The sequence below is a fragment of the Asticcacaulis sp. P2_C5 genome (genome assembly GCF_056404555.1).
In genome coordinates this window covers 513,786-538,256 of sequence record NZ_JBFUDU010000002.1, presented here as the reverse complement: position 1 = coordinate 538,256, position 24,471 = coordinate 513,786, and the positions used below count along the sequence as shown (strand labels likewise).

The 24,471-nt window shown below is 61.1% G+C and carries 23 protein-coding genes; 8 read left to right on the top strand and 15 right to left on the bottom strand.

All coding sequences use genetic code 11. The features are described 5' to 3' along the window. Window positions 1–34: 34 nt before the first annotated feature. Both AC1DXO_RS06030 and AC1DXO_RS06025 read left to right on the top strand, forming a co-directional pair. A complete protein-coding gene (locus AC1DXO_RS06030) occupies window positions 35–325 on the top strand; it encodes an HPr family phosphocarrier protein (RefSeq protein ID WP_476977195.1) in 291 nt (96 codons plus the stop codon). Next, a complete protein-coding gene (locus AC1DXO_RS06025) occupies window positions 322–1,110 on the top strand; it encodes a hypothetical protein (RefSeq protein ID WP_476977194.1) in 789 nt (262 codons plus the stop codon). Before AC1DXO_RS06030 ends, AC1DXO_RS06025 begins: the two co-directional genes overlap by 4 nt. A 314-nt stretch (window positions 1,111–1,424) precedes the next feature. Here the strand turns inward: AC1DXO_RS06025 and AC1DXO_RS06020 are convergent, their stop codons facing one another. Next, complete coding sequence (locus tag AC1DXO_RS06020) at window positions 1,425–2,972, bottom strand: carboxylesterase/lipase family protein (RefSeq protein WP_476977193.1); 1,548 nt, start codon at window positions 2,970–2,972, stop codon at window positions 1,425–1,427. Between the two features lie 132 nt (window positions 2,973–3,104). On the opposite strand from AC1DXO_RS06020, the gene AC1DXO_RS06015 reads away from it, so the two are divergent. Further along, window positions 3,105–3,302: a CsbD family protein gene (locus tag AC1DXO_RS06015; RefSeq protein WP_476977192.1), complete on the top strand. Its 198-nt coding sequence runs from the start codon at window positions 3,105–3,107 to the stop codon at window positions 3,300–3,302. 105 nt (window positions 3,303–3,407) lie between these two features. On the opposite strand, the gene AC1DXO_RS06010 is transcribed toward AC1DXO_RS06015, so the two are convergent. Further along, window positions 3,408–6,698 (bottom strand): DUF3857 domain-containing protein, encoded by a 3,291-nt coding sequence (locus tag AC1DXO_RS06010; RefSeq protein ID WP_476977191.1) that lies wholly within the window; start codon window positions 6,696–6,698, stop codon window positions 3,408–3,410. 299 nt (window positions 6,699–6,997) lie between these two features. Between AC1DXO_RS06010 and AC1DXO_RS06005 the strand changes: the two genes are divergently transcribed. After that, complete coding sequence (locus tag AC1DXO_RS06005; protein ID WP_476977190.1) at window positions 6,998–7,312, top strand: cysteine hydrolase family protein; 315 nt, start codon at window positions 6,998–7,000, stop codon at window positions 7,310–7,312. Here AC1DXO_RS06005 and AC1DXO_RS06000 read toward each other — a convergent pair. Then, window positions 7,309–8,430, bottom strand: a complete 1,122-nt coding sequence (locus AC1DXO_RS06000) for a carbohydrate porin (protein ID WP_476977189.1) — start codon at window positions 8,428–8,430, stop codon at window positions 7,309–7,311. The two genes, AC1DXO_RS06005 and AC1DXO_RS06000, sit on opposite strands and share 4 nt — an antisense overlap. Before the next feature lie 234 nt (window positions 8,431–8,664). Between AC1DXO_RS06000 and AC1DXO_RS05995 the strand changes: the two genes are divergently transcribed. After that, the gene (locus tag AC1DXO_RS05995) at window positions 8,665–9,381 is read left to right on the top strand and encodes a hypothetical protein (protein WP_476977188.1); all 717 of its coding nucleotides are present in this window, start codon (window positions 8,665–8,667) and stop codon (window positions 9,379–9,381) included. Window positions 9,382–9,808: 427 nt separating this feature from the next. On the opposite strand, the gene AC1DXO_RS05990 is transcribed toward AC1DXO_RS05995, so the two are convergent. The 5 genes from AC1DXO_RS05990 to AC1DXO_RS05970 form a co-directional block, all read right to left on the bottom strand. Then, a complete protein-coding gene (locus AC1DXO_RS05990; RefSeq protein ID WP_476977187.1) occupies window positions 9,809–10,708 on the bottom strand; it encodes a dihydrodipicolinate synthase family protein in 900 nt (299 codons plus the stop codon). 303 nt (window positions 10,709–11,011) lie between these two features. Continuing rightward, window positions 11,012–12,070, bottom strand: coding sequence for a ribonucleotide-diphosphate reductase subunit beta (locus AC1DXO_RS05985; RefSeq protein WP_476977186.1), 1,059 nt, complete (start codon window positions 12,068–12,070; stop codon window positions 11,012–11,014). A 221-nt stretch (window positions 12,071–12,291) separates the two neighbouring features. After that, entirely contained in the window at window positions 12,292–13,086 is a 795-nt protein-coding gene (locus AC1DXO_RS05980; protein WP_476977185.1) for an HpcH/HpaI aldolase/citrate lyase family protein, read from the bottom strand. Then, window positions 13,083–13,616, bottom strand: a complete 534-nt coding sequence (locus AC1DXO_RS05975) for a hypothetical protein (protein ID WP_476977184.1) — start codon at window positions 13,614–13,616, stop codon at window positions 13,083–13,085. The genes AC1DXO_RS05980 and AC1DXO_RS05975 overlap by 4 nt, the downstream gene beginning before the upstream one ends. Before the next feature lie 74 nt (window positions 13,617–13,690). Further along, the gene (locus AC1DXO_RS05970; RefSeq protein WP_476977183.1) at window positions 13,691–14,725 is read right to left on the bottom strand and encodes an aldo/keto reductase; all 1,035 of its coding nucleotides are present in this window, start codon (window positions 14,723–14,725) and stop codon (window positions 13,691–13,693) included. 128 nt (window positions 14,726–14,853) lie between these two features. Here AC1DXO_RS05970 and AC1DXO_RS05965 point away from each other — a divergent pair, with 128 nt between their 5' ends. Beyond that, on the top strand, window positions 14,854–15,594 hold the full coding sequence (locus tag AC1DXO_RS05965) for a Bax inhibitor-1/YccA family protein (protein ID WP_476977182.1): 741 nt from the start codon (window positions 14,854–14,856) through the stop codon (window positions 15,592–15,594). 206 nt (window positions 15,595–15,800) lie between these two features. On the opposite strand, the gene AC1DXO_RS05960 is transcribed toward AC1DXO_RS05965, so the two are convergent. The 5 genes from AC1DXO_RS05960 to AC1DXO_RS05940 all read right to left on the bottom strand — a co-directional run bounded on the left by AC1DXO_RS05960 (window position 15,801) and on the right by AC1DXO_RS05940 (window position 19,626). After that, entirely contained in the window at window positions 15,801–16,142 is a 342-nt protein-coding gene (locus AC1DXO_RS05960) for a DUF2794 domain-containing protein (RefSeq protein WP_476977181.1), read from the bottom strand. Between the two features lie 349 nt (window positions 16,143–16,491). Further along, window positions 16,492–17,391 carry an RNA polymerase subunit sigma-70 gene (locus tag AC1DXO_RS05955; protein ID WP_476977231.1) on the bottom strand — a complete coding sequence of 300 codons (900 nt, stop codon included), beginning with the start codon at window positions 17,389–17,391 and terminating at the stop codon, window positions 16,492–16,494. A gap of 10 nt (window positions 17,392–17,401) precedes the next feature. Next, window positions 17,402–18,130 (bottom strand): SDR family oxidoreductase, encoded by a 729-nt coding sequence (locus tag AC1DXO_RS05950; RefSeq protein WP_476977180.1) that lies wholly within the window; start codon window positions 18,128–18,130, stop codon window positions 17,402–17,404. A gap of 68 nt (window positions 18,131–18,198) precedes the next feature. After that, complete coding sequence (locus AC1DXO_RS05945) at window positions 18,199–18,840, bottom strand: glutathione S-transferase family protein (RefSeq protein WP_476977179.1); 642 nt, start codon at window positions 18,838–18,840, stop codon at window positions 18,199–18,201. A 363-nt stretch (window positions 18,841–19,203) separates the two neighbouring features. Continuing rightward, a complete protein-coding gene (locus AC1DXO_RS05940; RefSeq protein ID WP_476977178.1) occupies window positions 19,204–19,626 on the bottom strand; it encodes a 4-oxalocrotonate tautomerase in 423 nt (140 codons plus the stop codon). A 141-nt stretch (window positions 19,627–19,767) separates the two neighbouring features. On the opposite strand from AC1DXO_RS05940, the gene AC1DXO_RS05935 reads away from it, so the two are divergent. Further along, a complete protein-coding gene (locus tag AC1DXO_RS05935; RefSeq protein WP_476977177.1) occupies window positions 19,768–20,355 on the top strand; it encodes a TetR/AcrR family transcriptional regulator in 588 nt (195 codons plus the stop codon). On the opposite strand, the gene AC1DXO_RS05930 is transcribed toward AC1DXO_RS05935, so the two are convergent. Continuing rightward, complete coding sequence (locus tag AC1DXO_RS05930) at window positions 20,352–20,618, bottom strand: hypothetical protein (RefSeq protein WP_476977176.1); 267 nt, start codon at window positions 20,616–20,618, stop codon at window positions 20,352–20,354. The genes AC1DXO_RS05935 and AC1DXO_RS05930 overlap by 4 nt on opposite strands. Before the next feature lie 281 nt (window positions 20,619–20,899). Further along, a complete protein-coding gene (gene acnA, locus AC1DXO_RS05925) occupies window positions 20,900–23,605 on the bottom strand; it encodes an aconitate hydratase AcnA (RefSeq protein ID WP_476977175.1) in 2,706 nt (901 codons plus the stop codon). Window positions 23,606–23,801: 196 nt separating this feature from the next. Between acnA and ccmA the strand changes: the two genes are divergently transcribed. Further along, entirely contained in the window at window positions 23,802–24,467 is a 666-nt protein-coding gene (gene ccmA, locus AC1DXO_RS05920) for a heme ABC exporter ATP-binding protein CcmA (protein ID WP_476977174.1), read from the top strand. Window positions 24,468–24,471: the final 4 nt, after the last annotated feature.

Here is a 24,471-nt window from a genome sequence, read left to right as displayed (position 1 = left end):
AAAACGAAAACGGCCCTGATAAAAGGCCCGCCTTATGAGTGAAACCGACGTCCCCGTGCGAGCCCAGGTCGAAATCTGCAACAACAAAGGCCTGCACGCGCGCGCCTCCGCCAAATTCGTCAAACTGGCCTCCAGTTTCGACGACACGCGCACCTTTGTGGTCAAGGATGGCAACCGGGTCGACGGCGATTCGATCCTCGACCTGCTGATGCTGGCCGCCGGCAAGGGCTCGACCATCGAGATCGAAGCCGAGGGCCCGCAAGCCGAAGCCGCCGTCTCCGCCCTGGTCGAGCTGGTCACCAACCGTTTCGATGAAGACGCATGACCCTGCGCCGCGCCCTCCCCTTCACATTGCTGGTCCTGGCCGTTACGGCCCCGGTCTTTATCGCCCTGCCCTTGGCGGTTCACGCCGAAGGCTCCGGACATCCCAATACCAACGCACCCGACAAGCCTGACGCCGTCCGACACGCCAAGCGCAAGCCGGCCGTCAAGCCTCCAGCCATGCCGGCACATCCCGTTCCCTACAATTCCCTGACCGGAACGACGACCGCGCCGCCAAGACCTGAGACTTCGACCACAACCACGACTACCATCACAACCTCCACACCGGTCACACCAAACCCGACCACCGCCAAGCCTCCCGTGCCGGTCCAGACCGTCATCGAGCCGGCGCCACCGCCTCCACCACCCGTCGCTGTGGCGCCTGCCCCCGCGCCTACGCCTGCGCCCGGTGAAATCAGTGAAATCAGCCTGAAATGCACGACCCGCACCACACGCGGTGTAAAAGTCGTGTCGTCCGGCACCTTCTATATCGATCTGTTCCCGTCGCCGGTTTTTCCTGATGAGCTCGCCAGTTTCCAGTTCCGCTTTGTCGATCCGGCGCACGACTCGCTGATCCGCGGCAGCATGTGTCTCGACACCATCTGCTCGGCCAAGGTCAGCGGCAGCGCCTATGCCCTGGTCAACCGCGTCACAAAGAAGGGCAACGCCCTGCGTATGTCGCTGGAACGCTCCCAGGGCGCCTTCTATGCCGAGGAAATCCACGGCAACCGCCACCTCGGCGAACAGGGCTACTGCACAGTCCAGCCCCTGCCCGGCCCCAAGTTCTAACCCACGACCATAGCGGTCAGTTGTGCCGGCTGAGCACGGCATCGATGTATGCGCAGGACGTTGAAACTACAGTAATTTTCAACGCCGAAAGCGCGGAAAAGTCGGAAAGACACAGAAATTTCGGGTGCTGCTTCTACCGCGCGTAGCGCCTTCCCGCGGTGTTGCCATCATCTCGGAAGACAGCCCTTCGGGCAAAAACAGAGCAAACAGCTACTCTTTTTTCCGCGACCTGTCCGACTTTTCCGCGCTTTCGGCGTTGAAAATTGCTGTAAAATAAGGACATTAACCACACAGCGTAGCCGCCCGCGATAGCCTCAAGGTGCCGTAGCGGCCGTTACATCCAGGCGGGCCTTCCATGGATCGGGACCTGCCTTCGCCACACCATCCAGCGCCATATCCATGATCTGGTCCGTCGCCGCATCATAGGCCGGCCAGATCGGCAGGCCAGCACCATTGGGGTTACCGGTCTTGGCAAAATTGATCCAATAGGCATTGGTCGTCTTCGCCATGCCGGCGTCCTTTGCCGTCAGGGCCGTGCCGTATTTGGCGGTTACCGTATCCATCACATAGGGAATCTCGGTGGCGTGCGGAGCCCCGACCTTCCAGTCTCCGGCCATCGAATCGGCAACGTAAGAAAAGCGATATTCGTAGCTATTAACACCTTGCGACGCCAAGGTCGCCGCCACAAAGCGCGCCGGCTCGATCATCATCCGGTCCATGCCGATCTGGCTATTGATCGTCTGCAGATCGCCGCTATAGGCCGCCTTCGCCGCCGCGGCATGCTCGCCGAAACTGGCATAGGCCTCCTCTGCCGTATTGGCCCAGAAGAAACCGATATCGGCCCGTGTCGCCCCGACCATGACGGGCACCCTGGCGTTGTGACCGGCCAGATAGGCCTGCTGCGGCGTCTCGACGATGATGCGGCCGTCGGTCATCGGTCCGCCATAGGTCTCGACCTGCTGGCCCATCGACATCAGGCCAAGGCCGTCCGTCACCTTGTCCGCCGGCAGGGCGCGCAAGGCCGCCAGTGCCGCCGCATCCGTGCCGCCAATGCCATTCTTGCGCGCGAAATTGAGCCCCAGGGTTTCGGACGACGGCAGGTTCGCCTGGTCGTCGTGCAACCGGCGCGCCCCCATCAGATTGCCGCGCCCGCCGCCCGACTGGATGATGGCCCGCGCGAACAGGCCCTTCGTCTCGGGGCTGGTCAACAGCATATGGACCGAGCCGCCGCCCGCCGATTCCCCGAACACCGTCACCTGGGCCGGATCGCCGCCGAAGGCCGCGATATTGCGCTGGACCCACTTCATCGCGGCGATCTGGTCCATATAGCCGTAATTGCCGAGCAGGCCGTGGTCTGCGTCTGCCGCCGTCAAAGCCGGATGGCCGAAGAAACCGAACCGCCCCACGCGATAGTTGAAACTGACGAAGATCACGCCATTTTTCGCGAACGCTCCGCCGTCATAGACCGCCGGCGACGAACCGCCATTGACGAAGCCGCCGCCGTAAATCCAAACGATTACCGGCAGGTTCCCCGCCGCCTTTGCCGGCCGCCACACATTGATCGTCAGGCAGTCCTCGGCCGGCGGCGTACCCAGCGGCGCCGCGTCCTGCGGGAAGGGCTCCTGCATGCAGTCATGACCGAACGCGTCAGCCTTCAGCACGCCCGTCCACGGCTTTGCCGGTTGCGGTGCGCGCCAACGCAGGTCGCCTGTCGGCGGCGCGGCAAACGGAATACCCTTGAAGGTCTCCAGGCCGTCGGCCGTGACGCCTTCGACCTTACCGGTATCGATCGTCACTGGCGCCGCACGGCAGGCGCCCATCGCAGCCAGCAGGCACAGGGCAGCGGTTACAGCGAATTTCATGGCGTCCTCCATATTTTGGAGGGAGGATTACCACGCCTTACGGGGTTTTTATACAGGTGAAGCCTTAAGGCGGCGAAACTTTAGATGTCCGGCCGCTATAGTCAAAAACGTTAATTTATAAGGAGTACAGCGATGAACAAGGACCGTTTGGAAGGCAGCTGGGATCAGGTGCGCGGCAATGTCCAAAGGACATGGGGCAAGTTGACCGACAGCGATCTCGACGTGATCGAGGGCAATCGCAAACTGCTGTCCGGCAAGCTTCAGGAACGTTATGGCATCGCCCAGGACGAGGCCGAGCGCCAGATCGACGACTGGCACGCCAAGTCGTAAGACTCAAAGACATTCGGATTGTCGCGTCCTTCCCGCCGGATGGATGCGGCATACGGGCGGGAAAGCGTCTCCTCAGATGCGCTTTCCCGCCTTTCTTTATGCCCGTTATGGCTTGATGCCGTAGCCGGCGTATTTCTTGTCGATGCCGGCATATAACGCCTTGGCCGATGCGATGTCCTCGTTGCCGGCTTCAGTTTTGCCAAGGCGTAATTCGGCGATACCGCGGCCGAACAGGGCCGAACCGAACTTGCCTTCAGCCGTGATGGCCGCATTGTAATCGGCCAGGGCCAGATCCCATTCCGCTCTCTGAAGGTGAACCAAGCCCCGGCTGTCGAAGGTTGCGGCGGAGTTGGGTTTGAGCTTCAGAGAAGCATCGCAATTGGCCAGAGCCTTGTCGAGGTCACGCTTATGGGTAGCGCGTACCCAGCAGGCGTTGTTCAGATACTGAGAATTATCCGGCTCCAGCGCGAGAACAGCATCATTGTCAGCAATCTCGGCATCGATATCGCCACGCGCGTCCATGAGTGAAGCATGAGCAAATAGCGCATCGACGTTCCTGGGATCGGCGGCAAGGACGGTCGCGATATCAGCGGCGGCCTTGTCGTATTCCTTGTAATAGATCAGCAAGCCGGCGCGCGTGACCAGGATGCCCGGTCCGTCGGGCTGCAACAGAAAGGCCTGGTCCAGATCGGCAAACTTGGCGGCTCGATCTTCCATCGGACGCGCGGACGCCCTCTCGACATACAGACCCACCGTCGGCGCCAGGGCGATCGCCCGATCGAATTCGGCCAATGCCTCCTTGCGCAAGGCAAAGCAGTCCTTGGCCGAGGTGCCGCCGGCGCAATATTCCAGGTGTCGCGCCAGGGCCGCATGCAGATCGGCCTCTTCCGGGCTCTTGACCAGGGCGGTGCGAAGGGTCGCCACGGCTTCGGCCGACTTGTTGTTTGCGTCGTAGATCCTGGCCAGGAAGGTGGCGCTATCAACTGAGTCCGGCTCCATCATACTGGCAGCCAGGGCATCATCGAGGGCGCCTTCCTTGTCGCCCTGTTCGAGATAAAGCTGGGCGCGCATCTTGCGGGCCTTGTTATCCGCTGGATTGATCGTGAGCAGATGGGTCACCGCGTCCACGGCCTTGGCGTAGTCGTGGGTATCATACCAGGCATAGGCGCGACCATACCACGCCGTCGTGTCACGGCGATCCAGGGCCACTGCCGCATCGTAATCGGCGAAGGCAGCGTCATAGTCCTTCTTCGCAGCACGGGCATTACCGCGCAAGGCCATGGCCTTGGCGGATTTCGGATCCAGTTTCAGAGCGGCATCGTAATCGGCAATGGCCTTGTCATACTGCCGCGCCAACGCCAACTCTACGCCACGTGCCATAAATTCGGCCGCAGTCTTGGGTTCAGCGGCGCTGGCCGTCTTTATGTCGGACTCAGTCGCGGCATAGTCATATGGCGCCTGGACGTGGACTGTCGCCTTGCCCATTCGTATCAGTTCGGCTTCTGCGGCATTGACTTCGTTGACCGGCACTTCACGGTCCAGAGTATGCTGGGTGACCTCCATGGTGAAGACGCCGTTGGCCAGGCTCAACGACCGCTTCATCACATAGCCGGCCAGGGTCGTGTCGACCGCGTCGCCGGCGATGGAGAAGCCCTTGCCGCCCTGCGGCAGGATGATGGTTTCGATGGTTTTTTCGAAGCGTGGATACGGCAGGGTAACGGGGGCGTCGGCATTGGGGCCGTCCTTGCGTTTCAATCCGAAGCCGCCACCGATGAAATCGCCATCGACCGCATATTGGCGCGGCTTGCCCATGCCAGGCGAGTCCCAGGCCATGTCCGCCTTGCCGGCCATGGTCATGCGCAGTTCACCGGTCGCCGCGTCGAAGGCCTGGCCGACCGTGTCGACCGTAATCCAGCTATAGACCTGAGCCCAGTAAGCCTTCAGCCCCGTGTCGAGATCACCGGGCGTCTGGGCCAACAGTTTATTGTGCAGATCTATGGCTGCGTCGCCACGCATGATAAAATCGACCTGCACCGGGGCCGGCGCGTCGAGACCGCCCGAAGCATCGAACTTCAGGAGGGTTTCTTCGAGCGGCTTGGCCGGCGGCGGCATCTCGATCGCCGTCAGGTCGCCGCCGCCGGGCGGCAGTAGAAGTGCCCATTGGTAGGGCGGCGGCGAAAGGAGATCGAGCGTGCCGTCGCCAAGCCGGGTACCGTCCATCCAGTAAACCTTCCCGGCGATCGTGGCACGGACAATGACGTGGTCAAACAGTTCGATCAGCGGCAGGCTATGGTCCATACCGTCGCCAGCCCAGGTGCTGACCGCGGCAGCTTCGGCCTCGATGCCCAGTTCGCGGAGCAGCGCAACGAGCAGAACGGACTTGCCCTTGCAATCGCCGAAGCGCCGGGTCCAGGTGGCATCGGCATCGGCCGGAACATAGCCACCCTGATTGGCGCCGATAAAGACATAGCGAACCTGGTCCTCGACGAGATTTAGGGCGGCGGCAGCCTGGACCTTCGGATCGTTGCTCAAGGCCCTGATCTTCGCCGCCTCGGCCTTCAGTGGGGAATCGACGGCCAGGGTCGCGGCCTTGGCGTACAACGGTGCCAGTATAGCCGACAGGTCATGCCAGCTGGTGAACTGCGAAAATTCGAGTTCGCCGGTGCGGGCAAAGCGTGTCGGCAGGCGTTCCTGGGCTTCCGGCATCTTGTAGTCGACAAGGTTGAGCGTCAGTTCGCTGCCTTCGGGGGTCTTGGCCAACCTGGCATCCTTGATGTCGTCGCTGGCCCGCCAGCGCACGACCTTGGATTTCGGCCACAGGACGCGGTAGCTGATTCGTCCGATCGCGACCTGAGGCCGGCTGAACAGCAGCGATTCAGAATTGCCGCGCATGACCGGATCGGCGCGATGAAGGGTCATGGAATAGTCCAGTATATCACCGACCTGCACGCCCTCGGGCTGCAAGACAGCCGTCAACTGACCGTCGAGCATTGAGCTGTCGAGATTTTCCTCACGACGCAGGGTGGTAAAGGTCTGGCCGCCAGCCAAGACATCGATGACCTGGCCGTTGCGGATCAGGTGGACCTTATGGACGACGACAGAATCGGTCTGCGGATTCCACACTGCATACGGACGCGCCGCGGTCAGGCCTTGGGGCGTCTGAATCCGGACGACGAATTCGGTGTAGATGTCGTCGCCGTCAGGGCCGAAGCGGATCTGGTTATCCACATTGAGAACGGCAACAGGCGCCCCGGGCTCAGCCTTGGAGCTTTCGCTGAACGCCACCGGCTTGACCCAGGTGTCAGGCGCCGCAAATTGCAGCGTGTCGGCGGCCCATCCCGATGTGGCCACGACGGCCGTCGCCGCGACCGACAGATACAAATGCCATTTTACCATGATTTCCCCCGCAAACCTCTGCGTTACCTATCTACACGGCAGGCCGCGGCTGTGCAATCAACAGCCCGTGAACATGCTGCGATGCGATAGACTCGTATGTCCTTGTGTGTTACTGTGATGTCATGACCCGTATTGCAACCTTTGCCGTAGCCCGCAAAACGACCGCCCTTGGCGGGGCGTGCGGTGGCGACATGGTCAGATAAAACCGGTCACCACTTCACCCCCGCCCAGGTTCAGGACGGGGGAGCTTCCCTCCGTCATTCCGAATGTCCCTGTGCTCCCCGATCTTGGAGGATGTCATGAGTTCGAATCGTCACGCACTGGTCGTCATGGGCGCTTTGCTGCAGGGTCTGCCTGTCGCGGGTCTCGTTGAGACAGCGCGCGCCGAAGGCACTCAGGTCATTTTCCTGGGCGCCGTCGACGGCGTAACCCCGCGCTTTCCCGACTGGGTCCTGAACGTGCCGGACCGCGAGCCCTTCGCCGGCAGCAATCTGGCAGCCCAGCTGCGTGCCTCCGGCATCGGCCGGCTGAGCATTGCCGGGCCGGAGGAGGCTGTTGCCGCGGCCCAGGCTCTGGGCTTCGAAGCCCAACCGGTTGTGGCGGAAGACGCCTAACTCAATAGTCCGATCCGCAGGCGCAGGCCGACAACGAGCGCATCCTTGACGTCCGATGCGCCGCCCGGATGGCGGATATATTGCACGTCGGGCTGCAGGATCAGGCCCGGCTTCACCTCGACCTGATAGGCCGCCTCGATCGTCGTCTCCACACCGGCCGCTTCGGGATTCAGCGCCCGCCACGGCTTGCCGAAACGGGCCGACGCAATGGCCAGCCCGGCCTGGTCATGGTCACGGCCGGCGAACAATCCCGTATAGACCACGCCGCCACCGGCATAGGACGATACATCCAGCACCTGGCCATTGGCGACACCGGCGCGGACCCAGGCGCTGAGGCCCTGGTCCGGGTCTTCACCCTCGTGAGTCAATTGCCCACTGACCTGGCCATAGGTTCCTTCGCGTCGCCCTTGACCCATGCCATCCAGCCGGTCAGCGCGCTGGCTGTAGGCCCAGTGACCCAGCTTCACAAAACCACCGCCGAAATTCTGCTCGGCCTCGACGACGTAGTTGACGCCTTCGGCACGCGATATCCTCAGCGAGGTGAAGACGCCACCGTGATCCGGATCGCCCGGCACGCCGTCAAATACACCGGCACGCAGGCGCAATGTATCGGTCGGGCGCCATTCTGCCACCACACCCAAGCCGCTGATCGGAAAGATCGACGGCGCGGATTGCGAATAATCGGGCCCGATGCCGTGCGAAGCGTTGAGAAACAGCCCACCGACCGGTTGCGTATCGAAAATGCCGTTAAGATTGATCAGTCCCGCCGTCGCGACCAGGGACTGGTCGTCGGAGGTATGGCGCAGCCAGGCTTCGAACAGGCGAACACCAGCCGGCGCATCGATATTCGACACGACCTGGGCATCGCCGGTATAACGTTCGGAAAAGCCGCCGTGCGTGTCGGCCAGAATATAACCGAAAGCCTCCCAGCCCTGATCGCCCTGCCACGCGGCGGTGAGATCGAGATTCGCCATGCCCCAGGCGCCAGTCCGCAAGCCACCCGACAGGTTGTCGAGCGTGTCTACGGTCAGTACGGCATCATACAGGAAGGCAGGCGACGCTTCCGCAAGCGGTTCGTCTCCGGCCCAGGCGGTGCCGGGTAAGATGGTACCGGTCATGACCGATACCAGCAGGCTGCATCCAACCCACACGGCCTTTATGGGGTGAATCTTCGCCCACATTATCATTGCACTCTACTCCCCTGACGTGTGCAAACGATAACATGCAGGCTGAAATATACGGTTTACCGCTATGGTTAAGGAGATGTTGCGCCGCACAGCCGTAAATTTCGTAACGATTATCTGGCATGTTCGCGTTGCCTGTCGGCCGGGGGATCGTTAAGTAGCGTCATCATGCGTAGTAGAGTTTTGATTACCCCCACACTGTTCCTGTCGGCCGCTATAGTCGCGCCGGTCGCCGTTCATGCCGCCTCTGCCGCGACGCCGGACGAGATATGGAACCAGCCAGCCAAGTGGCACGCCTCTGTCGGGGTTTCGACCTCGGGGGTGATCAATGGCATGGTCTTTCGCAAGCCGCAGTGGTCGCTGGATATCAGCGGGCGCAAGCAGGATATCTATTTCGGTTCCACCCTGCGCACCGTCGAATCGCACATCGGCACCGACAGCGAGGACAAGTTCTTCGTCGGCTATAACCAGAAACTGAAACCCTTTACCCTGCGCTGGCAGGCGACCTACAGGATCTTCCCGGGGACGCAAGCCCGCTATACCGACAACAGCCTGCTGTATCAGGTGACCGCGTCGCGCGAAGTCCTGGGATTCAACGCGTCGGCCGGTGCCGAATATACCGACCACGACTATAGCGAGGTGCGCAAGTCCTACGGGGTCAATGCGTCGCTGAGCCGTGGCCTGCTGCCCAAGCTGTCGGGCTGGCTGAGCGTATCCTATCGCCGCCAGTGGGGCGGGGTCGACTATACCAACACCAATCTCGGCCTGTATTACCAGTTGACGGACCGGCTGGGTGTGGCGACCAGCGTCAATAACTGGCACGCCTATGCCTCATGGAACGTCGACCGCCCGACCTTGTCGGTGTCGCTCAGCCGCCGGCTTTAGGTTTTAAGGGATTTGGTGAACAGACCGGGAAGACCGCCGACGCGTGGGCAACTGGTAGTCCCATTAAATCTCGCGGCAGTCTTCCCGTATCTTTCGTCCCGCTGGGTGTCTCAGCTTGGGAGTCTTCAGCGGTGAGTTGAATATATTCACGTATGAGTAAGGATGCCGTGGGGCGCGGATGGCCTGTCTGTAAAAAGATTATCAGTGCGGTTTCGGGACCACGGATATCACGGATGATGCGCAAGAGCGCATCTACACGGATGGCCTGAGTTCCTGCCCATGTCCGTGCCAAATCCTGACAGGCCGCAGGCCCTATTTTTCCTCCTGCACAGTCTCCTGGCGTAGGGAATTTTCCCGGAAATCCGTGCAGCCGCGCACTTGCGTGGCATCCGTGACATCCGTGGCCAAATCCTTACTACGTCTAAAATCACGCGCGGCCCAAAGCCGATAATCGCTCGACAGCGGCCTCGACCCTATGCCACTCGCTGCGCGGAATCGGCATTATCGGGCGTGGCAATTCAAACTCACCCAGGCCGAGTATGCCGGCCACCGCATACATGACGCGCAGGCCACCGAAGCCATCGAACAGTTCAAACAAAGGCTGGAACAGGAGAGCGAGGCGCTCGACCTCCGCGGCATCGCCCGACCGCACCGCACGCATCAGCGCCAAGGTCTGCAACGGCAAGGTTCCGGCCATGACGCAGTACCAGGCATCGCCGCCGGCCAGCAGGGCCTGGGCACAAAACCGATCACCGCTGAAGCCCAGGCTGAAGCTCTCCGGGACGCGCGGCCGCAGACGGGCCAGTTTCGGCGCCACATCGGCCAGGGGAATGGAAGACGTCTTCAGCGCGGTAATATTTGGCACCTCGGCCAATCTTGCGATCAGATCGTCGTCAAAGCTGAAGTGGGTCGAGATCGGATTGTTGTAGATGCACACCGGCAGGCCTGTCGCGTCAGCCACCGCGGTGAAGTGGTGGAAGACCTCATCCGGAAACAGTGGCGTATAGGACACCGGCGCCAGCAGCAGGCCATCGGCGCCGCCGGCCTCCGCGTCGCGCGCCAGGGCACAGGCGTCGTCAGTGCGCAGGGCTCCGACACCGGCCATGACGGGAATTCGCCCACCCAGGGTTTCGCGGGCAGCCGCCACGGCACGACGGCGCTGGGTCTGGTCGAGATACATATATGTGCCGGTGCTGCCCAGCAGGCCGACCGAGTCGATGCCGTCCACATCAAGGCGCGCCAGCAGTCGGGACAGCGCTTCGGTGTCGACCGTGCCATTCGCGTCGGCCGGGGTGATCGGAAAGGCGGAAAGGCCGCGAAACAACATGGCTGGCTCCTGATATCTGACGATGGCGGAGCTTTAACGGCGACGGGCGCGTTTGCGCAAATCAAGCGGCGTTACGGTCTGTGCCGACGCGCCATTTTGGGAAGAGACCAGGAAGACCGCCCGCATCGGGACGTCCGGGGGAAGACTCCGCTATACCTGTAACGGTCTTCCTGGTTCTGGTAGACCCGCCGGGTGTCTTAACATCTTCGGCGGTGAGAGTAGCATAGCGAGCGGTGGATAAGGATACAGGGTGGGGATGAGTTGTGTGATGTAAGGAAGGCAGAAAAATCGACCTTCGTGCAATCAGCTGTTCATCCCGGCCTTCATACCTTCGGCGCGCTTTTTCATCAGCGTATCGAACGCACCCCACACGCCGTCGCCGCCGGTCCACTGGCCTTTGGTCGCCGCCTTGGAATATTCCGTGGCGCGGGCCTCGAAGAAGTTGGCGTGCTCGACGCCCGACAGCAGCACCTGCAGCCACGGCAGCGGGTTTTCCTTCGGCGCGTTGAACACCTGGGGCAGTTCCAGCTGACGCAGGCGCCAGTCGGCAATGTACCGGATATAGGCCTTGATATCGTCCGGGGTCATGCCCTGGACCGGGCCCATTTCGAACGCCAGGTCGATGAACTTGTCCTCCATCGACACAACCGTCTTGCAGCAATCGATAATGTCGTCGGCGACCGACTTGGTGACCGCCCCGGTTTCCTTCGAGAAGGCATGGTACAGCTTGATAATGCCTTCGCAGTGCAGGCTTTCGTCGCGCACCGACCACGAAACGATCTGGCCCATGCCCTTCATCTTGTTGAAGCGCGGGAAGTTCATCAGCATGGCGAATGAGGCGAACAGCTGCAAGCCTTCGGTAAAGCCCCCGAACATGGCCAGGGTGCGGCAGACATCGGCTTCGCTCTCGACGCCGAACGTGCCCATATAGTCGTGCTTGTCGCGCATGGCCTGATAATCCATGAACGCGCCGAACTCCGATTCGGGCATACCGATCGTCTCGAGCAGCAGGGCATAGGCCGCGATATGGATGGTTTCCATATTGGCGAAGGCCGACATCATCATCTTGACTTCGGTCGGCTTGAACACGCGCGAATAGCGTTCGAGGTAGTTGTCCTGGACCTCGATGTCCGACTGGGTGAAAAAGCGAAAAATTTGCGTCAGCAGGTTGCGCTCATTGTCGTTCAGCTTCGACGCCCAGTCCTTGCAGTCCTCACCCAGCGGCACTTCCTCGGGGATCCAGTGGACCTGCTGCTGCTTGCGCCAGTATTCGAAGGCCCAGGGGTAACGGAAAGGCTTGTAGGAGTGGCTGGGGGTCAAAAGGCCGGCAGAGGAAGCAGACAAAAGGCGTGACGTGGTCATTGGTAATCCCGAATCGTTACTGAAGCCTCGCGGCGTCGCTATATCACCACAAATTGTGGTTAAGGCCAGATTAACATCTACATATAGTGGGTGTTTTTTGGGGACAAATTTGCTGACCCCGACTCAGGGCAGCTTTATGCACGCCCGTAACAAGCGTTAAGACAGACGCCTGCACCCTGTCGAGGGGAAAAGTTAACGAGTCATGAAAAGTGATTTTTAGCTCAGCTCTGGCGCAAGATTTCCCGCGCCTGGTCGAGGTGCAGGCGTTCGACCATTTCGCCGTCGACGCTGAGAATGCCTGCGTCGCTGCCTTCAAAGGCTGCCACTACACCTTTCGCCCAGGCGACATCTCCGGGGGACGGGCCAAAGGCCGCCTCGCATGGAGCGACCTGGGACGGGTGGATCAGGGTCTTGCCGTCAAAACCGAGACTGCGGCCCTGGGCGCATTCGGCGGTGAAACCTGCTTCATCGTTGTACTGGTTATAGACGCCGTCGAGCACGACCTTGCGATTGGCACGGCCATAGACAACGATCTGCGACAATGCGAACAGGATATCCTGGCGATCGGACATGGCGCGGGTCTTCAGATCCTTGCGCAGATCGTTCGGGCCGGCGATCAGGCCTTTCAGCGGCAGTCCCGCGATCTCCCACAGATTGGCCACGCCCTCGGCGGTTTCGATCATCGCCCACAGCGGCATTTTCGGCCACGCCGCCATGACGCCACGCACATCTTCGGTGCCGCCGACCTTGGGGACGACGATGCCGTCGATACGAACATCCTTCAGAGCTCGATGAATAGCGTTGATGTATTGCGGATGGATGCGAACCAAAACCGTCCGGGCGGTAAAGGCGTGGGTGAGAATTTCGGCGAGAGCAGTAAGCGCCCCGTCGCGTTCGGCGTCGCTGACCGCGTCTTCCAGATCGAAGATCAGCGCGTCACAATCCAGGCCAGGCGCCTTGGCCATGGCGCGCGGATTGCCACAGGGAACGAACAGTACCGAGCGAAACCGCGTCATGAAACCTTCTTGCGATAGATCAGGTCGAAACTGGGCGCCCAGGTCGTGCCACCGTCGTCAGACGTGTCGCCCGCCTGTTCGACACTGCCGTCGGGATGCGGCGTGTAGGTCATGCGGGTAATCTGATGTGGCGCGCCGGGTTGCGGCCATTCGCCCTGAATAACCATGGCGGTACCATTCCAGCCGCCGTGGAAATCGGCGAAGGTTCCGGTCGAGTCGAGCCAGGTCTGGCGCCATTTGCCTTCGGAAGCGACATAGGCGTTAAGGCTGCCGCCGGCGCCGGGGGTAAGCGGCATCCAGTTTTCGCGCACCGCACAGCCCGCGTAGAGTTTCTCAATCAGGCTATCGGCGACCTTTTTGGTCGGTGCCTTGGCAGGGAAAACTTCCCACTGGCCGACCCAGAAATCGAACTGGTGACTTTCCGGGCTGTCACAGCCAACTGGCGGCGCAGGTGGTGTAGCCGGTGGCGCGGTTTGGGCTACGGCAAAGTTCGGCAGCAGAAGCAAAGGCAGCAACCAGCGGATTTTCATAACCTATCTCCCTGTTCAGTGCTGCGACGGTACGCCAGTAGCTGTGGCGTGTGAAATTAACAAAAATTAAGGCGCTACGGACACGGATTCGGGTGGCTGGCGTGCAGGGCGGCAACGGCCTTTTCCATCTGCGGCGTCCAGGTCACGTCGAACGCATCGATATCGACCTTCAACTGCGCCATGGTGCTGGCGCCGATAATGGTCGCGGTCGTAAAGGCGCGTGTGTCGACGAACTTCAACGCCAGGACCTCAGGCGCAACATCAAGAGTCGCCGCCATGTCGACATATTTATCGACCATCTCGATACCGCCCGGCCCTTCATAGCGGTTCAGCCGTTCATACAGGGTCTTGCGCGCACCTTCGGGACGAGCGCCGTTGCGGTACTTGCCGGTCAGATAGCCCTGGGCCAGGGGCGAATAGGACAGAAGGCCAACGTCTTCGCGCAAACTGACCTCGGCCAGGCCGTATTCGAACGAGCGCGAGACCAGCGAATAGGCATTCTGGATCGAGGCGATGCGCGGCAGGCCATGCTGCTCGGCCAGAGTAACGAACTTCATCACGCCCCACGGACTTTCGTTCGACACGCCGATATGGCGGATGCGGCCGGCCTTGATGTGGCGATCCAGGCTTTCCAGAATGGTGTGGAAGCCTTCGTAATCGCCGTCGTAATCGTGGAATTCATGGAAACCGAAGCCGGCATAGCGGCGATCGGGCCAGTGCAGTTGATAAAGGTCTATATAGTCGGTCTGCAGGCGGTCCAACGAGGCCTGGACGGCGTCATCGATATGGTCGCGGGTGTGGCGTGGACCGTTGCGAATCCATGTCATGCCGTCGGCGCGGCCGGCGATCTTGGACGCCAGGATGATCTGGTCGCGGTTGCCGCGCGCCTTGAACCATTCGCCGATGATGCGTTCAGTGGCGCCTTGGGTTTCGGGCCGCGGCGGGATGGCATAGGCTTCGGCGGTGTCGAAGAAGTTGATGCCGCGCGTCACGGCATAGTCCATCTGTTCGAAGGCTTCGTCCTGCGTATTCTGGCTGCCATACATCATGGTACCGAGACAGACGCGCGAGACGGACAGACCGGTGCGGCCGAGCGGCGAATATTTCATGAGAAAATCCTGTGAAATCCGGTCCGACTTATCCCTTGCCAGACAGGCAGGGTGCGACCATATTAGGTAGGACGCCAGGGGGATATGTCCATGCCCCTGGCCCCACTTATTCACAGGGAAAAGGTTCCATGGCGGACTTGGATCAATTAACCGGCGCACGCCCCACGGTACAGGACATGTCGAAGGACATGGGCCTGAAGCGGTTCCTGCTCGGCATCTATCAGAAAATGGCCCTCGGCCTGGTTATCACCGGCGCCATGGCGTGGGCTGTGGCAAATACACCGGTTCTGCTCAATCTCCTTTACGATATCAACGGCGACACCGTTCGGATGACGCTGCTGGGCTGGGTGTTCGCCTTTGCACCCCTGGGCCTGTCGCTGATTTCCGGCATGTTCATGCGCAATCTCAATGCGGCCGTGATGGGCATGTTCTATTGGGTCTTCGTCGCCGTGATGGGCGTGTCGCTATCGTCGATCTTCCTGTTCTATACGGGCGGCTCGCTGGCTTCGACCTTCTTCATCACCGCCGGCGCATTCGGCGCTCTCTCGATCGCCGGCTACACGACCAAGATCAACATGTCGGGTTGGGGCAGCTTCCTGATGATGGCCGTGTTCGGCCTGATCATCGCCGGGGTCGTCAACATCTTCCTCGGCTCTTCGGTCCTCAGCCTGATCACCGCCGCACTGGGCGTTCTGATCTTCTCGGCCTTGATTGCCTATAAGACCCAATGGCTGAAAGAGGTCTATTACGAAATGCAATATAATCAGTCTGGCCTTGCCGCCATGACCTATTATGGCGCGCTCAGCCTCTATATCAGCTTCATCAACCTGTTCCTTAGCTTGTTGCGCCTAATGGGCGGCCGTCGCTAGGAGACTGTTTGCAAATTCGTCAGGCTGGTCTGCAAAGTGCCGTTTTCTGCGCTTCCGGTGCTCACGTACATGAGTACGCTCCGCTCCGGTTCTCGAAACCAGCCCTTTTCGCCTCAGCCCGACGAATTTTCAAAACAGTCTCTAAGAAACTGAACCTTAAATGCGAGACCCCGGAAGGCAACTTCCGGGGTTTTTGCTTTATACGCTCAGACGATATCGAATTTGGTCTTGTCGAGCACGCTCAGGACCGGTCCCAGTTCATGGCCGCGCTTGAGGATCAGGCCGGACTGGTTGAAGACGGCAAAGGCGCCCTGGCGGCGGCTGAGAGCCGGCCGCTTTTCGATGCGGTACAAAGGAGCTTCTGATGCGCGCTGGAAAATGTTGAAAGCGACGGCATCGGAAAAACTGTCGATCGAGTAGTCGCGCCAGTCACCGGCCGCGACCTTTCGTCCGTACAGGCGCAGAATCTGCTCCAATTCACGGCGGTCGAAAAAGACCGGGCCTTTGGCGGGTGAGGCGCTGAATGCGCCCGAGTCCTGAACATTCATGCGATTCGTACAGTCTCACACAGGCTACACTGTATGGATTTAACGCCCGCAAGGCCGGATTTGGCAAGTAAATTCGGCGTTGTTGGAATCCTTACAAACTGATGCCTTCAGGCAACAGTCTGGAAATTTTTTGAACGCAGAATCACCTTATTCTCGCCCTATCGCCGCCGTGTTGGGCCGACAATATGCATCTGTCGGCCGAGGCGCTCTGGTTCCTCCCTGAACAGCCCCCCCAGCCCCTGGGACCAGGCTTTACCTCGGCCGGCAGACGTTTCTTCCCCTGAGATTATCTGGCGCCGCTGCGGACTTCGCAGCGGCGCTTTTTTTGTTTCGGCGCCGTGGAACGACGTCAGGATAAAACACTCTCCAACCCCAGGGCCTGAAACAACTCCGGCCCCAGCGGCGGGATATACAGGGTGAGGCGCGCAATGCCATCGTCGCTGATATCCGGCAGGTGCAGCGAGTGGGGTCGCCAGCCATCCCCATCCGGTACGTAAAAAACCGCCGCCGCCTGGTCGTTCAGCACAATGGGTGACATGCGGAAGCGGTCATGCAGCGGCCAGATTCCGGCAAAGAAGGTGGTGATGGCATCGGCGCCGAGATAGACTTGGCGTCGTGGCGGCATGACATAGACCGCGTCATGCCTGAGCAGCCGGCCGAAAGCTTCGAGATCACGCGCTTCCCAAGCCGCGACATATTGCGCCAGGACCTCCGACTGAACAGGTTGGGGGGCGAGCGGAGGTGGCCGATCCAGTTTTCCCCGCGAACGCTGGATCAGGCTGCGCGCCGCCGGCAGGGTGGTGTCCAGCGCCTGGGCGACCTCCGCAGCCGTCCAGTCCAACACCTCATGCAGGATCAGCGCGGCGCGTGCTTTCGGCGGCAGTGTCTGCAGCAGCGAGACAAAGGCCAGACGGATCGACTCGCGGCTTTCCAGGATGTCGTGCGGACCGGCCATGGGCTCGACCCACATCTCGCCCGCGCTTTCGAAGTCGTTGTGCACGGTGGCGCGGCGCTGGCGACCGCGCAGGGCATCGAGGCAGACACGGGTGGCGATGCTGTACAGCCATGGTTTCAGGGCGAGATCGTCACGCACCTCATCCAGCCGGCGCCAGGCGCGCAGACAGCTTTCCTGGACGCAGTCTTCTGCCTCCTGCGGCGACGCGGTCATGCGGTAACAATGCCGCTTCAATGCTGGGCGTAAGGTCCGGATAGCGGTTTCGAAACGCTGGGTACGGTCGCGGTCGTGCAGCGGTGTCTCCTTACATCGGGGTCAGGCCGGAGCTCCTGAGCACCCAGGCAGGCGTCTCGAAAGCATCCGGACGGTTCGCCATGTCCAGTACGGCCTGAGCCACCTGTTCCGGCGTCAATGCGAAGTTGGCGGCCGACAGGAAGCCTTGCGTCGTCGTACCGTTGTAGACGCCGTAGGCCTGTGCCGCCGCCAGCCCGAATTCGGTTTGCGGCATGATCTCGGCCGGCGCAAGTGCAAAGAATCGCGTATCGCGGTGGGCGCGCTGGGCCTCCTTTTGCGCATAGCCGGCCAGGAACATCTGCATGCGTTTGGCACCGCCATAGCCGCCGGAAATGGGTGACCCGCCGATGGCCGAACCGCTGCTGATGATGACAAAGACCACGGCTGGTTTTACCGGCTGGGTCAGGCCGGCCTTCAACAGGTTAAAGGCCATACGGGTGTCGCCTTCCCAATTCTGGCTAAAAGCCTGCCAGTCGAGCTCATGGAAGGGCCTGTTGGGCGTTGCAGCACCTGCGGCCAGAATGACCACGTCGGGCTGGGCCCGCAACAGCGCCTGTGCCGTGGCCGGATCGGTGGCGTCGCCGACGACCGTGGTTGTGCCGGGATAGCGCTCGGCCAGGGCCTCAAGGCCTGCGGCATGGCGCGCCACGGCAGTGACGTGGTCACCCTGAGCGTGGAATATGGCGGTTATGGCGGCGCCGAGGCCATGGCTGGCGCCGATAATGGTTACCTGTCTCATCGTCATCTCCTGTGTGGATGCAGTGAGACGAACGGCGACGGCAAAATGCATCGCTGAGTGAGAAATAATTACGCCGACTCAGCCCATAGGCCGACATTGGACCGCTTCATGGCGGTAAAGCACGGCAGGGCTTCGATGCGCGCCAGCCAGGCTGTGATATGGGCAAAGGGCGTGAGATCGACGCCGCCTTCCGGAGCATGGGCGATGTAGCTATAACAGGCCAGGTCAGCCAGGGTGGCGTGGTCGCCGGCCAGCCAGTCGCGGCCACTGAGCAGGCCATCGGTAACGGTCAGGAAATCAGCTGCGGTCTGGCGCGCCGGTTCCGGGTCGTGCGGTGTATTGAACAGGACGATGCGCCGTGCGGTAGCCGGGCCATAGGCGATCGGGCCGGCGACCTTGCCCAGCCAGGCGATGACCTCGGCAAAGGTCTTCGGGTCGCGCGGCAGCCAGGTGCCGTTGTCATAGGTCAGGGCGAGATAGGTCATGATGGCGATGGAATCCCAGATGACCGTGCCGTTGTCGTCGATCACCGGTACCTGACCGAACGGGTTCATGGCCAGGAAATCCGGCGTCTTCTGTTCACGGGCGCGAAGGTTGACCTCGATTTTTTCGTATGGCAGGTCCAGCGCGCGCAGCAGCAGCTCGACACGGTGGGCATTGCCCGACAGGTGCATGGAATAGAATTTGATCGGTGTGTCCGGTGTCGTCATGACTTAGGTCTCCTGCCCGCTGGATTCAGTTTATCAGGTTAGGCCGGTTTAGGCGGCGATGGTAGGCTGTTGTTCCGCCAGATCGGAGCTTCCTTATGCCAAAGCCGTACTACAAGAACGTGGCAGGAGACTTTTACGGCTGCCGAAATGACGTGATGTTGGATCGTCATTCCGGTCCGGATTTGAGTAGCGCGACAAGTTGCTAAAACGAAAAGACAGGTTTCTGGAGGTGGCGCCGCGTAATGAGCTGCTCGCGCGGAAGGGTTACCGAAATTGCAGGGACCACAAGCGCGGTCCCCAGTATAGTCAAGGCATTGCGCCGCGATACGCCCGGAATTTCCGTGAGAGGCCTGGCTGGCACAATCATTGTCCGCCGCCGGAAAGGGTTTGCTTGATTTCCTCGTTGGTCAGGGCCTTGCCGCCCCAGTTCCAGGCGCCATCGACCGTGTGCACGACATTGATAAAGACGTGATCCTTCGGGTGTTGACCGCCCGACATTTCGTGAATGATGTTGGTCACCTCTTCGAAATATCCGATCTGAACCTTTCGGTCGGTAAAGGCAAATGACGGCACCTTCCACTCGACGACCGCAATCGGCGTCTCCTGCATGCCGCTGAAGGTCTGCGCCTTCGGCAGCACGTGGTACTCACCTATGACATTCGGTGCCATGACGGTATTGCCGAGCAGGCCGTGCCATTTGAGCATGGCTTCGGCGATACGAACGAATGCTTGCTTTTCCTGGCCCTTGGGCAGGACTCCTTCGGTCAAAATCAATTGCAGAGGCATGGTACCTGTCCTTTGGCTATGGGCTGCGGCGGTATTGCCAGCGGCCCCGTTACCGTTTATATAACGGTCGCAATGTAAATAGAATAACGATCGCTATCGAGTCAATCGATAAAATTGCGATCGTTATAAAAAGAGGTGTCGATGGCGAGATACAGCGAAGGATATCGGGAGCAGGCCAAGGTCAAGCTGCTGGCCGCGGTTGGGCGTGGCTTCCGCAAATGTGGCTATGGCGGCATCGGCGTTGATGGCCTGGCGAAGGAAGCCATGGTCACATCGGGGGCGCTGTACAGCCATTTCGAATCGAAGGACGCCGCGTTCAAGGAAACTATTATTGCCGGCGTGGACGAGCTGCGTGACAACATCAGAAAATTGCAGGCCGAACATGGCGCGCGCTGGATCGAGGTGTTTGTCGATTATTACCTGGGGCCGAAACGGATCTGCGACATGGAGGACAGCTGTGCGCTTCAGAGCCTGACGCCGGAAGTCCAGCGCAGCGCGAATGAGACCAAATCGTTATTTCAGTCCCATGTCAGCGTGGTGGTTGACGCGGTGGCGGACGGTCTGGGGGGAACGGACGAGGCATTGCGGCGCGACAAGGCGTGGGCGCTACTCTCCATACTGACGGGCGGCGTGACACTGGCGCGATCGATGGCCGAGGCGACGGTATCCGATGCCATCGCCAACGGCTTGAAGCAGGCTGCGTTAGCTGTGGTTGGCTACACCCGTTAACGCAGGAAGAGGATCATCCGCATCCCGGCATCGGCCAGAACGAACAGGGCTGGACCGCCGATGGCGATGGCCCACCAACGCCAGTTGCCGCCTTCGCGCAGGGTCCAGACCGCGCAGGCGATGGCGATCAGGGCGGCCACAATCGCGTCGATCGCCAGGGTGCGCTGAGCGGCCGCATCGGCGCCTTCGGCGAGGTTGAGAATCGCGGCGAAGATGGCGGCGATGGCACCCACAATAGCGATAGTAAGGGTACGGTTTTTCATGGGCAATTGTCTGTGTGTAAGAAAGCAAGAAACCCCACCAGCCTCGCCGGCAGGCACACCCTTCGCCAAGGCTTCGGGTGGCAGGCCACCCGGTGCCTTGTCTTGGGCGGTCCCCCTCCCCAAATTTGCAAGTAAATTCAGGGATGTATAAGAAATAGGAAGCCGCGCCCGAGGGGAACGCTGTCGAGTTACGGGGTGCAGGGGTCCGAGACCCCTGCAAAAGAAAAGACCCTCTGGTCCAAAAACCAGAGGGTCTTTTCTTTATGCGAGTCTACGACATCCTACTCCGCCGCGTCGGCGGTGACAACGCCGCGGGCCAGGTTGCGCAGGACGTACGGCATGACGCCGCCGTTCTTGTAGTATTCCAGTTCGGTCGGCGTATCGATGCGGCAGCGGACCGGGAAGCGGGCGACCTTGCCGTCCGAGGCGCGGAACAGTTCGACGATCAGTTCCTGGCGCGGCTGGACGCTTTCGAGGCCGCGGATGGTGACGATTTCCTCGCCGGTGAGGCCGAGCTTGGACCAGCCATCGACCTTGAACTGGAGCGGCAGGACGCCCATGCCGACCAGGTTTGAGCGGTGGATACGTTCGAAGGATTCGGCGATGACGGCGCGCACGCCCAGGAGCTTGGTGCCCTTGGCCGCCCAGTCGCGCGACGAGCCGGTGCCGTATTCCTTGCCGGCGAAGATGACCAGGTTGCGGCCTTCCGACTGGTAGCGCATGGCCGCGTCGTAGATCGACATGACGTCGCCAGACGGGAAGTGCTTGGTGACGCCGCCTTCGATTTCCGGGGTGATCTTGTTGCGGATGCGGATATTGGCGAAGGTGCCGCGCATCATGACGTCATGGTTGCCGCGGCGGGCGCCGTAGGAGTTGAACTCTGACGTCGGCACATTGTGCGAGGCAAGATAGACGCCGGCGGGGCCAGAGGTCTTGATATTGCCGGCCGGCGAGATGTGGTCGGTGGTGATGGAATCGCCGAAGACACCCAGGACGCGGGCTTCGACGATGTCGGTCACCTTGTCCGGCGTCATGGTCATGCCGGCGAAATAGGGCGGGTTGGAGACGTAGGTCGAGGTGGCGTCCCAGCCATAGGTCTGACCGCCGGCGACGGGGATGGCCTGCCAATGCTTGTCGCCTTCGAAGACGTTCGAATAGCGGCCCTTGAACATGGCGTTGGTGACGTGCTGGCGTTGCAGGCTCGAGACCTCTTCGTTGGTCGGCCAGATGTCCTTAAGGTAGACGGGTTCGCCGTTCGAACCGGTGCCGAGCGGCTCGGTCGTCAGGTCGATACGCAAGGAGCCGGCCAGGGCGTAGGCAACGACCAGCGGCGGCGAGGCCAGGTAGTTGGCGCGGACGTCCTGGTTGACACGGCCTTCGAAGTTGCGATTACCCGACAGGACAGAGGCGGCGACCAGGTCACCGGCATTGACGGCGGCCGAGATGGCTTCGGGCAGGGGACCGGAATTGCCGATGCAGGTGGTGCAGCCGTAACCGACCAGGTTGAAGCCCATGGCGTCGAGATCTTCGCTCAGGCCTGCGCTATTCAGGTAGTCGGTGACGACCTGCGAACCAGGGGCCAGGGACGTCTTGACCCACGGCTTGACGGTCAGGCCGAGTGCACGTGCTTTGCGCGCCACCAGGCCCGCGGCGATGAGGACCGAGGGGTTGGAGGTGTTGGTACACGAGGTAATGGCGGCGATGACGACGTCGCCGTGACCGACGGTGTAGTCCGCGCCTTCGACGGCGACGCGCTTGTCTTCGTCGCCGGCCTTGCCGAATTCACCGGCCAGGGCCTTGTTGAATTCCGACGCGGCGGAGGACAGGATAACGCGGTCCTGGGGACGCTTGGGGCCGGCCAGGGACGGCAGGACGGAACCGAGGTCCAGTTCGAGGGTGTCGGTAAAGACGGGATCGACGGACGGGTCCAGCCACAGGCCTTGCGCCTTGGCATAGGCTTCGACCAGGGCGACGCGTTCGGGGGCGCGGCCGGTTTCAGCCAGGTAGTTGATGGTCGGTTGGGAAACCGGGAAGAAGCCGCAGGTGGCGCCGTATTCAGGTGCCATGTTGGCGATGGTCGCCTGGTCTTCCAGGGTCAGGTGGGTCAGGCCTTCGCCGTAATATTCGACGAACTTGCCGACCACGCCCTTCTTGCGCAGCATCTGAGTGACGGTCAGAACCAGGTCGGTGGCGGTGGCGCCTTCCGGAAGCTGGCCGGTCAGCTTGAAGCCGATGACTTCGGGGATCAGCATGGGGATCGGTTGGCCCAGCATGGCGGCTTCGGCTTCGATGCCGCCGACACCCCAGCCGAGGACCGACAGGCCGTTGATCATGGTGGTGTGGGAATCGGTGCCGACCACGGTATCCGGATAGGCGACTTCGCCACCGTCCGCGACATTGGTCCACACGGTTTGCGCCAGGTATTCGAGATTGACCTGGTGGCAGATGCCGGTGCCGGGGGGGACGACGCGGAAGTTGTTGAAGGCGGACGAACCCCAGCGCAGGAAGTTGTAGCGTTCGATATTGCGTTCGTATTCGCGATCGACATTCTGGGTAAAGGCGGTCGCATTGCCGAAATAGTCGACCATGACGGAGTGGTCGATGACCAGGTCGACGGGGTTGAGCGGATTGATCTTCGCTGGATCGGCGCCCAGCTTGACCATGGCGTCGCGCATGGCGGCCAGGTCGACGACGGCCGGAACACCGGTGAAGTCCTGCATCAGGACGCGGGCCGGGCGGAAGCTGATTTCGTGTTCGACCGAACCCTTGTTCTTGGCCCAGGCGGCGACGGCCAGAATGTCGTCGCGGTCGACCGTGTCGCCGTCTTCGTTGCGCAGCAGGTTTTCGAGGAGAACCTTGAGCGAGGCCGGCAGGGCGGAAATGCCGTCCAGGCCGTTGGCCTCGGCGGCCTTGAGATCGTAGAAGGTGTAGGTTTTATCGCCGACCGTCAGGGTCGATTTGGACTTAAAGCTATCAACAGAAGACATAGCGAACTTGATCCTCTCAAGTTATGCCGCCCGGCCGCCACCATGGCGCGCCGTCAATTCAGGGGCTTGCGCGGATGACCGGGGACGCACAGGGTTTCCCGGTCGCGCAGCATAGACCTTGAAGGCGGGCAATTGGCCTTCTAAACTCATCTTTGCTTTGCGTCTACGTAAAGCCTTTCGCACTGCAAGGTTATTTATGGATTTTTCGCTCAAGGTCACGGCGCTCTGCCTCAGCAAGGGCTATAACCTGTTGATCCATAATCTTAATTTTCCTCTTAGTGCGGGACAAGCGATCAGCCTGACCGGTGAGAACGGCGTCGGCAAGACGTCGCTGCTGCGCGTTTTGGCCGGGTTTTCGGCAGCGGATACCGGTGAGATTGTCGTATTCGAGAACGAGTCTCAGCTTGAATCGGAGTTGTGGCATGCCCGGCATGTCCATTTTCTGGGGCATCACGACGCTTTATCGCCGGCGCGGACGGTGGCGCAGGAACTCAGGTTCCAGGCCGACTACCTGGGTGGCGACCCATCGCGTATTGAACCGCTCAATCTGACGCCCCTCCTCGATCTGGACACGCGTTATCTGTCGGCGGGCCAGAAACGTCGGCTGTCGTGCGCCCGGTTGCTGATGGCGCCGCGCCCCTTGTGGCTGCTGGATGAGCCCATGGCGCCATTGGACGCTGGCCACCGTACGTTGCTGGCGGGCCTGATGCAGGACCACCTCGCCGGCGGTGGGATGATCATCGCGGCGGTGCATGATCCGCTGCCCTTCGCGACAACAGAATTGAAGCTAGTGCGCCCGTCTTTCCCCTCTTCCCTCGCGAGGGGAGAGGGCGGCGAGCTTGCGAGCCGGGTGAGGGGCTAACCGT